Source organism: Bradyrhizobium sp. JYMT SZCCT0428 (assembly GCF_018131075.1).
In the GTDB taxonomy this organism is placed as follows: Bacteria; Pseudomonadota; Alphaproteobacteria; order Rhizobiales; family Xanthobacteraceae; genus Bradyrhizobium.
The window spans coordinates 19,172-30,755 of sequence record NZ_JAFCLS010000038.1; the positions used below are offsets into that span (position 1 = coordinate 19,172).

General features: G+C 62.6%; 11 protein-coding genes. 2 read left to right on the forward strand and 9 right to left on the reverse strand.

Annotation, left to right across the window (positions count from 1 at the left end; genetic code table 11):
* Positions 1–72: 72 nt before the first annotated feature.
* The 4 genes from JQ575_RS31195 to JQ575_RS31210 form a co-directional block, all read right to left on the reverse strand.
* Positions 73–2,187 carry an acetate--CoA ligase family protein gene (locus JQ575_RS31195; protein WP_212037021.1) on the reverse strand — a complete coding sequence of 705 codons (2,115 nt, stop codon included), beginning with the start codon at positions 2,185–2,187 and terminating at the stop codon, positions 73–75.
* A 164-nt stretch (positions 2,188–2,351) separates the two neighbouring features.
* Positions 2,352–3,116 (reverse strand): hypothetical protein, encoded by a 765-nt coding sequence (locus JQ575_RS31200; RefSeq protein ID WP_212037022.1) that lies wholly within the window; start codon positions 3,114–3,116, stop codon positions 2,352–2,354.
* Between the two features lie 11 nt (positions 3,117–3,127).
* Positions 3,128–3,922, reverse strand: coding sequence for an enoyl-CoA hydratase (locus JQ575_RS31205; protein WP_192736504.1), 795 nt, complete (start codon positions 3,920–3,922; stop codon positions 3,128–3,130).
* Positions 3,923–4,049: 127 nt separating this feature from the next.
* Positions 4,050–5,255: an ABC transporter substrate-binding protein gene (locus tag JQ575_RS31210; RefSeq protein WP_212037023.1), complete on the reverse strand. Its 1,206-nt coding sequence runs from the start codon at positions 5,253–5,255 to the stop codon at positions 4,050–4,052.
* A gap of 506 nt (positions 5,256–5,761) precedes the next feature.
* Here JQ575_RS31210 and JQ575_RS31215 point away from each other — a divergent pair.
* Positions 5,762–6,484, forward strand: coding sequence for a thermonuclease family protein (locus tag JQ575_RS31215; RefSeq protein WP_249167017.1), 723 nt, complete (start codon positions 5,762–5,764; stop codon positions 6,482–6,484).
* A gap of 27 nt (positions 6,485–6,511) precedes the next feature.
* Entirely contained in the window at positions 6,512–8,008 is a 1,497-nt protein-coding gene (locus JQ575_RS31220) for a M48 family metalloprotease (RefSeq protein WP_212037025.1), read from the forward strand.
* Positions 8,009–8,172: 164 nt separating this feature from the next.
* Here the strand turns inward: JQ575_RS31220 and JQ575_RS31225 are convergent, their stop codons facing one another.
* The 5 genes from JQ575_RS31225 to JQ575_RS31245 form a co-directional block, all read right to left on the reverse strand.
* Positions 8,173–8,466 carry a hypothetical protein gene (locus tag JQ575_RS31225; RefSeq protein ID WP_212037026.1) on the reverse strand — a complete coding sequence of 98 codons (294 nt, stop codon included), beginning with the start codon at positions 8,464–8,466 and terminating at the stop codon, positions 8,173–8,175.
* A 255-nt stretch (positions 8,467–8,721) separates the two neighbouring features.
* A complete protein-coding gene (locus JQ575_RS31230) occupies positions 8,722–9,177 on the reverse strand; it encodes a host attachment family protein (protein WP_212037027.1) in 456 nt (151 codons plus the stop codon).
* Positions 9,178–9,510: 333 nt separating this feature from the next.
* Positions 9,511–10,317 carry a CarD family transcriptional regulator gene (locus tag JQ575_RS31235; protein ID WP_212037028.1) on the reverse strand — a complete coding sequence of 269 codons (807 nt, stop codon included), beginning with the start codon at positions 10,315–10,317 and terminating at the stop codon, positions 9,511–9,513.
* Between the two features lie 444 nt (positions 10,318–10,761).
* Positions 10,762–11,100 (reverse strand): ferredoxin FdxA, encoded by a 339-nt coding sequence (gene fdxA / locus JQ575_RS31240; RefSeq protein WP_192736497.1) that lies wholly within the window; start codon positions 11,098–11,100, stop codon positions 10,762–10,764.
* Between the two features lie 162 nt (positions 11,101–11,262).
* Entirely contained in the window at positions 11,263–11,532 is a 270-nt protein-coding gene (locus JQ575_RS31245; RefSeq protein WP_212037029.1) for an RNA-binding S4 domain-containing protein, read from the reverse strand.
* Between the last annotated feature and the right edge of the window lie 52 nt (positions 11,533–11,584).

Here is an 11,584-nt window from a genome sequence, read left to right on the forward strand (position 1 = left end):
GGCGTTAGATACCTTTCAAGACAAATACGGCCGCGGCGTATGGGTCCCGGCGTTCGCCGGGACGACCCGTTGTTAGTTCTTGCGTATGGCTAACGCATCGACAACCGTCACGCCCTGCCCCTCGGCATGCACCAGCACCGGATTGATCTCGATCTCCGAAATCTCACTCGCATGCTGCGCCGCCAGTACCGACAGCTCTGATATCAATCGCGACAATGCCGCCACATCGGCCTTCGCGGCGCCACGAAACCCGTTCAGCAGCGGCGCTGCTTTCAGAGCTCCCAGCATCGCTGTCGCCTCCTCAGCACTCACCGGCGCCGGCCTGTAGATCACATCGCGAAACAATTCCGTGGTGATGCCGCCGAAGCCGACCATGATGACCGGCCCGAACACCTTGTCGGTCAGCGTGCCGACGATGATCTCGACGCCCTTTCTGGCCATCGGGCCGACCAGCACGCCCTGGATCGCAGCATCTGGCCGGTGTTTTCGCGCGTTGTCGAGCAGCATGCCGTAGGCCGTAAACGCCTCGCCCTTGGTCGTGATGTTGACGCGGACGCCACCGACCTCGCTCTTGTGCGGAATGTCGCGCGACTGGATTTTCATGACCAGCGGGAAGCCCGCGCGGGCGATCGCGGCATCCAGTTCGGCGCGCTCCGTCGCCAGCATTTCGTCCGGCAATGCAATGCCGGCGTCACGCAGCAGCGACTTGCTGTCGAATTCCGACAGCGCGGTCGATTTCAGATGCGCGGATAGATCGCGCGGCGGCAATGCCGCCACATCCGCCGGCGGCGCCAATTTGAAATTCGCGAATTCGACCAGCCGCCGCATCGCGACGCCGACATGCGTGAGGCCCGACAGCACCACGACGCCGGACTTCGCGAGTTCTCCGCGCGCGAACGCCGACGGCAGCGTGTAGGAATAGAACACGATCGGCTTGTTCTGCGCCGATATCACCGGCTTCAGCTCGGCCTCCTTGAACCACATCCGCACCTCGCTCGACAGCGACAGCACCACCAGGATGGCGTCGACTTCGTCGGAGACGGCGAGCAGATCGATGGTCTTCTGCAGGCCGCCGCTGCTGACGCCTTGCGCGGTAACATCGACCGGATTGCCCGCGGCGCCATAGGACGGCATCCACTTCCTGATTTCACTCTGAACTGACGGCGACAGTTCCGGGACTTTGAGGCCTTGCATCGAGACCGTATCGGCGCCCCAGATCCCGCCGCCGCCGGACACGGTCAGCACTGCGACGCGGTCGCCCTTCGGCAGCGGATTCGTCGCCAGCACCGCCGCGATCGTCACGGCCTCATCGAGATCGTTGGAGACGATGAAGCCATATTTGGCGAACACCGCGTCATAGGCAGCCGACCATCCGGCCATGCTGGCGGTGTGCGAGGCCGCCGCGCGCTCGCCCGCACCGGAACGCCCGACCTTTGTCACGATGACGGGTTTTCGCATCTCCGCGGCGCGGCGCGCGGCGGCGAGAAATTTGTCGACGTCGCGGATGCCTTCGATGAACAGCAGGATCACGTCGGTGGAAGGGTCCTGCACCATGTAATCCAGAAATTCGCCGGCGCCGAGATCGCTTTCATTGCCGGCGCTGACGCAATAGCTGATCGCAACGCCGAGCGCCTTGGCGCGATGCTTGATGGCAAAGCCGATGCCGCCGCTTTGCGCCACAATGGCGATCCGCCGTGTGGTCGCGACCAGCGGCACATGACCCGGCTTGACGTCGACCGTCGGGCTGAAGGTGGCCGCGACCTTCTGCACTTCGCTGAGGAAACCCTCGGCATTGGGACCTGAAATCCGCATCCCGGTGCGCTTCGCGATCGCGACGATCTTGTCCTGCATGACAGCGCTGTCGCCGCCTTCCTCGGCAAAGCCCGAGGAGATGATGACGGCATTCCTGACACCGACCGCGGCACACTCCTCCAGCGCGCCCACCACGGCGCGGGCGGGAATGATGATGATGGCGAGATCGACCGGCGCGCCGATCTCGGCGATGGTCTTGTAGCATTTCAGCCCGTCGATATCGGGATAGTTCGGATTGATCGGATAGATCCTGCCCGGGTATTCGTTCTTCCGCAGCATCGACAGCAGCCGCCCCGGAATCTTCTCATGATCCCGCGAGGCGCCGATCAGCGCGATGCTGTCGGGTGCGAAGAAGCTGTCGAGCGGATGCGGCATGGGGTGGTCCTATGTCTCCGTCATGGCCGGGCATAGCCGTCTGAAGGACGGCGTCGCTTCGCTCGCCTATGCCCGGCCATCCACGTCTTTTCTTGCTGCTGGACCTTAAAGACGTGGATGCCCGGGACAAGCCCGGGCATGACGACTGGGTGAACGCGCGTCAATCACGCGGTAAGGTTAAACCTCACCCCGCACAGATCAAACCCGTCGCCTACCACCTTGCAGCCCTTCGCCCTGGCCGCCTCCCGCACCTTGGCGATATCGGCCACCTTGAACGTCAGCCCGCTCATCAAATCGGCAGGCCCCTTGACGAAGTGGAAGCTGGCATTGGGCAGTTTCAGCTCCGGCTCGCCCTTCGCGTTCTTGCTGCCGGCGACGCCGATGATCTTGCCCCAATGCGCGGCCAGCACCTCCGGTTCCGGACTTTCCATCTCGACGTCGGTTAGCGCGAGCGTCACGTCCTTGGCGATCGACTTCAGCCAGTCGGGACCGGCCGGCGGATAGGTTCCCAGAATGTCGTCGCTGCCTTCGGTGTGGTTAAATTCGATGAAGGCGGCGCGGCAATCGCGCGGGTGCAGTTGCACGCCGTGATACGGCGCGTGCGTGATCACGTTCGCGGTGCGCACGCCCATCTCGTTCGCGCGCCTGCCGTATGCATCGGGGTCATCGCAGCAGAAGATCGCCATATAGCCGCCGCGGCCGCCATTCTTGTCGATGAAGCGCCCCGCCGCCGTACCCGGCTGGAACGGCGCCACCACTTCGAGCAGGATCGTGTCGACCGGCAGCAGCGCATTCTCCAGGCCGTATTTGGCGACATTGCCGTCGCGGAAGCACTCGTTCAGCCCCATGATCCCTGCAATATCCGAAATCACGGGCTCCAGCTTCGGCGCCACCAGGCAGATCTGCCGCAGCCTCATATAGCCGGCCATTTCCAGCCCCCTCAGTGGTTCTGGAACACGGGCTTGCGCTTCTCGACGAACGCCTTCGCCGCTTCCTTGTGATCGAGGGTCTCGCCCGAACGCGAATGGTGGATCGCCTCGGCGTCAAAGCATTCTTCCAGCGACATCGTCTCGGCGTTGTTGATGTTGCGCTTGATGTAGCCGAGCGTGATCGACGGGCCCTGCGCCAGCGACAGCGCCAGATCATACGCGACCGCCTCGACCTCGGCGTCGGGCACCACCTTGGTCACCATGCCGAGGTTGTAGGCTTCCTGCGCACTGAGCACCGGCGAAGTCAGATACAATTCGCGCGCCTTGGCGCTGCCGAGCATTTGGGTGAGGAAATACGTGCCGCCGTAGTCGCCGGACAATCCGACCTTTGCAAACGCCGTCGTGATCTTGCAGGACGCGCTGGCGACCCGAAGGTCGCAGGCGAGCGCGATCGAGAGCCCGGCGCCGGCCGCGGCGCCGTCGACCTGCGCCACCACAGGCTTTTGCATCTGGTGCAGGATGCGCGAGACTTCCATGCCGCGGCGGAGATTGACCATCTTGGCCTCGAACGACAGCGGCGCCCGGCCCTCCGCCATCGATTTGACGTCGCCGCCGACGCAGAACGTGCCGCCGGCGCCCTTCAGCAGCACCGCGCGCACCTCGTGATCCTCGGCCGCGCGCCGCGCCGCCTCGACGAGCCCGCGCGTCATGTCCGGATTGAGCGCGTTGCGCCGGTCGGGACGGTTCATGATGATGGTGAGCAAGCCCTGGTCGAGCTGCTGGAGGACCATTTCGTTCTGGCTCATGTGCGGGTTCTTTCGTGGTTATTGGTTGGCTCTCTCGACGTCATTGCGAGCGTAGCGAAGCAATCCATGTCTCGGCATAACGGATAGATGGATTGCTTCGTCGCTTACGCTCCTCGCAATGACGGGGCTATTTTTTAACCAGCGGACATCGCGACAATTCCAGCGACTGGAATGCCTCATTGCCGGGAATGGTCGCCAGCAGCTTGTAGTCGTCCCAGCGGCCTTTCGATTCCGACGGCTTCTTGACCTCGAACAGATACATGTCGTGCACCATGCGGCCGTCCTCGCGGATCTTGCCGTTCCTGGCGAACATGTCGTTGATCGGCGTCTCCTTCATGATTTTCATGACGGCCGCCGAATCGGTGGTGCCCGCGGCCTTCACCGCCTTGAGGTAATGCGTGACGGAGGAGTAGACGCCGGCCTGCGCCGACGTCGGCACGCGCTTGATGCGCTCCATGAAGCGTTTTGAGAACGCGCGGGTATCGTCGTTGAGATCCCAGTAGAACGCTTCGGCAAGCAGCAGGCCCTGCGCGGTTTCCAGCCCGATGCTGTCGATATCGGTGACAAAGGCGAGCAGCGGCGCGACCTTCTGGCCGCTCTTCATCAATCCGAACTCGGCGGCCTGCTTGATGGCGTTGATGGTGTCGCCGCCGGCATTGGCGAGGCCGATCACCTTGGCCTTGGAAGACTGCGCCTGCAGCAGGAACGAGGAGAAGTCGGAGGTGTTGAGCGGATGCCGCACGCTGCCGAGCACCTTGCCGCCGGACTTCGTCACGACATTGGCGGTATCCTTTTCCAGATCGTGACCGAACGCATAGTCCGCGGTCAGGAAGTACCAGCTGTCGAGGCCCTGCTTGACGGAAGCCAGGCCGGTCACATTGGCCTGGCCGAACGTATCGAACACGTAGTGGACGGTCAGGGGACCGCAGGCTTCGTTGGTGAGCCGGATCGAGCCGGGGCCGTTGAAGATCACGATCTTGTTGCGCGTCTTGGCGATCTCGCCGGCGGCCAGCGCGGTCGCGGATGCCGCCACGTCAAACAGCATTTCGACGCCCTGATTGTCGAACATGTCACGGGCAATGTTTGCGGAAAGGTCGGCCTTGTTCTGGTGGTCGGCCGCGATGATCTCGATCTTGCGGCCGAGCACCTCGCCGCCGAAATCCTCCACCGCCATCTTCGCCGCATATTCGCTGCCGGGCCCGGTGATGTCGGCGTACAGGCTCGACATGTCGAGGATGCCGCCAAGCTTGAGCGGCGGCTTGGCCTGCGCCAGCGCAGCCGTGCTCGACATCGCCAGAACAGCGGCGAAAATGCCTGTGATAACCCGCTTCATGAAGGCCTCCCTTTTTCTTGCGTGCCGCATTACCTGCGGCTTTGAATTTCACTCGGCGCGATCATGCCGCATGGCACCCATAGCGGCAAGGCGCGTGCGAAGCGTGTCTCGCATGCGTTTTTCCGTTAAGCGGAATGGGATCTCTTGGTAGGGTTCGTCATGGCCGGGCTTGTCCCGGCCATCCACGTCTTCCTTCGCGCACAAGCAAAGACGTGGATGCCCGGCACAAGGCCGGGCATGACGACGTTGGTACCAGGCGCTATTTCATTGATCTCTTTTTGCGAGACTCTGAGGACTTGCAAAGCAGCATCTCGAAGGACGAAGCCAGAGAGGACCACCGCGGCGGCCTCATGGTTCGACACGGCGCATGCGCGCCTCCTCACCATGAGGATTGATGATGCGCTATGATGCCAACACAAGGAGCCGACACCAACGGTATGAGACGCGTGGACCAAAACCGTCACAGTTCGCACATCGCGGTCATGCTGATATGTGGCTTGGCCGTCATGGCCACCACTCCCGCCAACGCCGCCGGCTGCATCTTCGAACCGCAAGGCGAAGGCCGCGTCGCCGCCGTGATCGACGCGCGCAGCTTTCGCCTCGATGACGGCCGCGAGGTCCGCCTCGCCGGCATCGTGCCTTCAGCCCCGGACAAGAGGAACGGCGCGGCAGCCCTGTCATCGATCGTCACCGGGCACGATGTGACGCTGCGCGGCGACGACGACGCCCCGGACCGGTATGGCCGCCAGTCCGCCTTCGTATTCCTGCCGGGTTCCGAGACGACAGTACAAAGCGAACTGCTGCGCCGCGGCGAGGCACTCGTTTCGGCCGAAATGGCCGACAAGGACTGCGCCGCGGAACTGGCGGCCGCCGAGGCCGAGGCGCGGCACGTCAAAAGGGGAACCTGGGCCGATCCGGCGGCCATAAAAAACGCGGAAAGTCCCGGCGATATTTTGGCCGGGATTGGGCGCTTTTCGGTGGTCGAGGGCAAGGTTTTGTCCGTGCGGCAGGCAGGGGCAACGACCTATCTGAATTTTGGCCGGAACTGGACTCGGGACTTTGCTGTGACTATTTCAAGGCGCATGATGCCGGCGTTCGAGGCGGCCGGGCTGTTGCCTAAGTCCTTCGAAAATCGACGAATTCGTGTCCGCGGCTATGTCGAGGCGCGGGGTGGGCCACGGATCGACGTGCTCCGGGTGGGACAGATTGAAGTACTCGGCGGGAATTAGCTCGTTTCAAAAGAAGAGTGGGCTGACGTGACGAAGCGTTCAGGATGGCGCGAGGGAAGTACAGGCCGCGGCCTTTTGGCTGCGCCGGCCGTGCTGTGCGCTGCTTTGACGCTGTCGGCCTGCGGCAGTGTCGGCGGCCGGTTCGAGACCGCCTCGCCGACGACGACCACGTCGCCCGCCAAACCGAACCGCACCGTGGCGCAGACTCCGGCGAGCGAGCGCGAGCATGAGCGCATCCTCTCCTCCTATGGCGGCGCCTATGACGATCCGAAGCTGGAAGCGCTGATCAGCAAGACCGTCGACCGGCTGGTCGCGGCCTCCGACCGTCCCGACCAGGCCTATCGCGTCACGATCCTGAATTCCGGCGCGGTCAATGCGTTCGCACTGCCGACCGGCCAGCTCTATGTGACGCGCGGCCTGATCGCGCTCGCCAGCGACACCTCGGAATTGTCCTCGGTGCTGAGCCACGAAATGGCGCATGTTCTGGCCAAGCACGCCTCGATCCGCGACGACAAGGCAAGGCAGGCCGCCGTCGTCACCCGCGTCGTCACCGACATGAGCAACGACCCGGATCTGACCGCGCTGGCGCTTGCGAAAACGAAACTGACGATGGCGAGCTTCTCCCGCGCCCAGGAGTTCGAGGCCGACGGCATCGGCGTCGGCATTTCGGCGCGCGCGCATTTCGATCCCTACGGCGCCTCGCGCTTCCTGAGCGCGATGGAGCGCAACGCGGCGCTGAAGGCCGGCAAGACCTCGCTCGACCCCCGCGCGCAGGACTTTCTGTCGTCGCACCCGGCAACTCCGGAGCGCGTGCAGAATGCGCAGAACTCGGCCCGGCAGTTCTCGTCGCCGGAAGGCGGCGAGCGCGACCGCGAGACTTATCTCGCCGCGATCGACAACATCGTCTATGGCGAAGACCCCAGCGAAGGTTTTGTGCGCGGGCGGCGCTTCCTGCATCCCAAGCTCGGCTTCTCGTTTGCCGCCCCCGACACCTTCACGCTCGACAACACCGCACAGGCCGTGATCGGCGTCCGCGAAGGCGGCACGCAGGCGATGCGCTTCGACGTGGTGCGGGTGCCGGCGGAGCAGTCGCTCGGCGATTACCTCAATTCCGGCTGGATGGAAGGCGTCGAGAAGGCCTCGACCGAGGACCTCACCATCAACGGCTTCCCGGCGGCGTCGGCCTCGGCGAGTGGCGACCAGTGGCAGTTCAAGGTCTACGCGCTGCGCTTCGGCAGCGACGTCTACCGCTTCATTTTTGCTGCCAAGCAGAAGACCACCGAAAGCGAGCGCAACGCGCGCGAGACCGTCAATTCGTTCCGCCGCCTGACGCTCGAGGAGATTCAGGCGGCACGTCCGTTGCGCATAAAAGTCATCACCGTGCAGCCCGGCGACACCGTGGAATCGCTCTCGCACCGCATGTCCGGCGTCGACCGCCCGGCCCAGCGCTTCCGCATCCTCAACGGCCTCGACGGCAACGCCCAGGTCAAGACCCGCGACCGCGTCAAGATCGTGGTGGATTGACGCGCGACTTGTCCGCCGTAGCTCGAAGAGCGAAGGCGGAAAGTGCATTCGGTCTCGCCAGCGAAGCGCAAATCGTCGGGCGTCATTGCGAGCGGACGGCATCGGCATAGCCGATAGATGGATTGCTTCGTCGCTTCGCTCCTCGCAATGACGGATGACGCGCCTCAGTGCCTGCTCGGCTCAAGCACCACGACCAAGCCCGTCATTTCCGGCTCATGCGGCCTCAGACTTGTGAGCGTCGCATCGCTCCAGTCGGCGAGACTGACGACTTCGCCGCTTTGAGCCTCCGTCTCCGGCGCCCCGGTGGGTTCGAGAACCTTGAGGCCGCGGGTATCCAGAAAGAACGTGTGGTCTCCGAACAGATTGTTCAGCTGGGGGACCGCCGGATGATCGTCGGGAAGAACCTCGGCCTGGAACTGGCTCAGGGTTTGTTTAACCTGTGTCGAGCTTAACTTCATGATCTGCTCCTTCTAGTGCGCGATTTTGGTCTGTCTCGGTGTGTTCCCCTCCTTCTGCTCCCGCGTGCATCAGAAGAGCCCGAGGCAAGGCAAATCCAGTTCGTTCCCGGGCGTGCGATCGTGGATGGGGTGCAGCCGAGGCTCGGTTTGTTGCCGGCCGCATGCCTCGAATGAATCCGCGCAGGAAACGTTCCCGCCATCACGGCAAATTTCCAGAACGCCTTCGACTCGCGAGCGCGCTCCAGCGCGCACCGCTCAAGCGGCAATAAGCCGCTCGATTTCGACCACCGGATGCGATGTCAGTTCCTTTGGAATTTCCGCGATCACGCGCGCGATGACCTCCGCGTGGAGGGCCTTGCGAAGATTGCCCAGCACTTTCGGCGGGGCGATAATGACAAGCTTCTGGAATAGATTGGCGTGGGCATGGCGATACAGCGCGTCGGCAAGCTCGCCGGCAAATCGCTCCTCGGCAATGTGGTGCCAGTCTGTTTCTTCCATGGCGCTCCGGCCCACACCAACACTTGCATTGGAGCGCCCCGGACGATCGGTACCCTGCTCGCGGGTCGGCGGATTGTCGCGCTCGATAATGCGTTCGACGACTAGCCGAACCTGATGCGCGGTGCCTTTGTTGCGCAGGAAGAGCGCCTTTTGACCGTCGCCGACCAGGATAAGCGCGTTGTGGGGAATTTGCGGTGTGAGTTCCGTGGCCATTCTTGCTCCAATCGCTTGCGTTGAATGACAACGCCGGAGCCAAGATAGGTTTCCGCAAGGAGCTCCCGGCGTCGGCATCGACATTCGCGTCAAATGCACACGTCGTTTCTGGTATCCCTCACACTGTCGTCCCTGCGAAAGCAGGGACCCATAGCCGCCGATGGCTGTATCGCGCTGAGCTGGAGCCACAGCGTATTCCGACAACACGCAGTCGTGGCTATGGGTCCCCGCGTTCGCGGGGACGACGTGTTGATAGATTTTCGGCCAATCACAAAAAACAAAAAGCCCGGTCTTTCGACCGGGCTTTTCGCAATTCAATCTTTGAAGCGTAGCTTACGCCGCCTCGTCCGCAACGGCAGCATCGTCACCGTCGGCATCGGCTTCATCACCTTCACCGTCAGCTTCGCTGCCGGCTTCGGTCTTGGCGCCGCGACGCGGGCTCTTGGCGAGCTGGCTCTCGATTTCCTTGACCGCTTCGGTCTCCGTCGAATGCTGGACGACGGCGATTTCGCGCGACAGGCGATCGAGCGCCGCTTCATAGAGCTGGCGTTCGCTGTAGGACTGTTCGGGCTGCGATTCCGAGCGATAGAGATCGCGCACCACTTCGGCGATCGCAACGATGTCGCCCGAATTGATCTTTGCTTCGTATTCCTGCGCCCGGCGCGACCACATCGTGCGTTTGACGCGTGCGCGGCCCTTGAGCGTCTCGAGCGCCTTCTTGACCAGTGCCGGATCGGACAGCTTGCGCATGCCGACATTGGCGACCTTGGCGGTCGGCACCCGCAGCGTCATCTTGTCTTTCATGAAATTGATCACGAACAGCTCAAGCTTGGCGCCTGCGATCTCCTGCTCCTCGATCGCCAGGATCTGGCCGACACCGTGAGCGGGATAGACCACGAATTCATTGGCCTTGAAGCCCTGACGCTGGGTCACGACCTTCTTCGGCTCCTCCACGCGCGGGGCGGCGGCCTTCGGGGGCACCACGGCGGCCTTCGGCGCCGCAACAGCGGCCTTGGGCGCAGCAACGGCAGCCTTGGGAGGAACGGCGGCGGCTTTGGGGGCAGTCTTGGCGGCGACCTTCGAGGCAGTGGCCTTCGAAGCCGTCGCTTTCGCGGCGGTTTTTGCAGTCTTGTCAGGCATTGAGCTTCTTTTGTTTTTCGAGGACTTTGTGGCCGCAGCCTTCTTGGCTTCCTTTACAGAAGCTTTGGCACGGCCTTTGGTTGCGCTGCGGCTGGCCGCGGCGGCTTTTTTCGAAGTCGAAGTCTTTGAAACACTCTTTTTACGCGTTTTCTGTGACACAGCCTGCGCGCGGAACTGCCACGCCCCTGTTCGATGTTTTTTACGGGACCACCGGGAGGGCCTAAGTTACGCAAGGCCGGATCCGGCTTGTAATGTGCCCAATATAGCACATTTTCCGCAAAAATCAATGATTTACGCCCTGTTTCGGACCTTCTCAGGGACCTTTCGGTCATAAGTCCGTCAACAAGGTTAAATCGGCAGGCTGTGTATGGGTCTGGTGGCCCCGAATTAGGTTCAAATTAGGTCCGGAGCGTTCTCACTGGTCTGGAAGGGTGATCCGGCGAATCAGTCTCCGCTACCGGGTTCCTTGGAAAAATATTTCTCGAACTTGCCTTCCACACCCTCGAATTCTTTCGCGTCGGGCGGCTGGTCCTTCTTCTGGGTGATGTTGGGCCAGGCCTTGGCGTATTCGGTGTTGACCTCGAGCCACTTCTCCAGGCCCGGCTCGGTGTCCGGCTTGATGGCGTCGGCGGGACATTCGGGTTCGCAGACGCCGCAGTCGATGCACTCGTCGGGATGGATGACCAGCATGTTCTCGCCCTCGTAGAAGCAGTCCACGGGGCAGACCTCAACGCAGTCGGTATATTTGCATTTGATGCAGGCATCAGTGACGACGTAAGTCATCCATAACTCCGAAAGAATTGGCTCCGAAACGATCAACTTTTTCCGGGGTTTGCGTAGCGCATGAACTGCGCAGCCGCAAGGGAAGAGCAAGGCAACGACAAGCAGGCCGCAGCGCCGGAGAGCTTGGGTCTTCAAGCGCCCGACGGGCTCGTTGGCAGATAGTCATTCCCTGCGGTTCTGCAAATCCTCGTAAGTTACGCGCGCGGCCGCGGCATCGCCCCGCCGCTCGGCAAAGCCTGCGACTTTCAGCACCCGCACCGAATTGTCGAGCCCGATGGTGACGACGTCGCCGAGTTTCACGGCATGTCCCGGAGCTTTCTCGCGCACGCCGTTGATGCGGACGTGGCCGGCCTCGACCAATGCGGCAGCGCTTGTGCGGGCCTTCACCACCCGCGCATGCCACAGCCATTTATCGAGACGCTGTCGCTCCAATCAACCTGCTCGAACGTAGCGCTTTCAAGCGAAGTGGGTACCGGTTCGCGTG

What these genes read in the sequence shown, in the direction of transcription:
- JQ575_RS31195 (WP_212037021.1), bottom strand. Translation starts at nt 2,187, where the DNA reads ATGCCGCATCCGCTCGACAGCTTCTTCGCACCCGACAGCATCGCGCTG.
- JQ575_RS31200 (WP_212037022.1), bottom strand. Translation starts at nt 3,116, where the DNA reads ATGGCCGGCTATATGAGGCTGCGGCAGATCTGCCTGGTGGCGCCGAAG.
- JQ575_RS31205 (WP_192736504.1), bottom strand. Translation starts at nt 3,922, where the DNA reads ATGAGCCAGAACGAAATGGTCCTCCAGCAGCTCGACCAGGGCTTGCTC.
- JQ575_RS31210 (WP_212037023.1), bottom strand. Translation starts at nt 5,255, where the DNA reads ATGAAGCGGGTTATCACAGGCATTTTCGCCGCTGTTCTGGCGATGTCG.
- JQ575_RS31215 (WP_249167017.1), top strand. Translation starts at nt 5,762, where the DNA reads ATGGCCACCACTCCCGCCAACGCCGCCGGCTGCATCTTCGAACCGCAA.
- JQ575_RS31225 (WP_212037026.1), bottom strand. Translation starts at nt 8,466, where the DNA reads ATGAAGTTAAGCTCGACACAGGTTAAACAAACCCTGAGCCAGTTCCAG.
- JQ575_RS31230 (WP_212037027.1), bottom strand. Translation starts at nt 9,177, where the DNA reads ATGGCCACGGAACTCACACCGCAAATTCCCCACAACGCGCTTATCCTG.
- JQ575_RS31235 (WP_212037028.1), bottom strand. Translation starts at nt 10,317, where the DNA reads ATGCCTGACAAGACTGCAAAAACCGCCGCGAAAGCGACGGCTTCGAAG.
- fdxA (WP_192736497.1), bottom strand. Translation starts at nt 11,100, where the DNA reads ATGACTTACGTCGTCACTGATGCCTGCATCAAATGCAAATATACCGAC.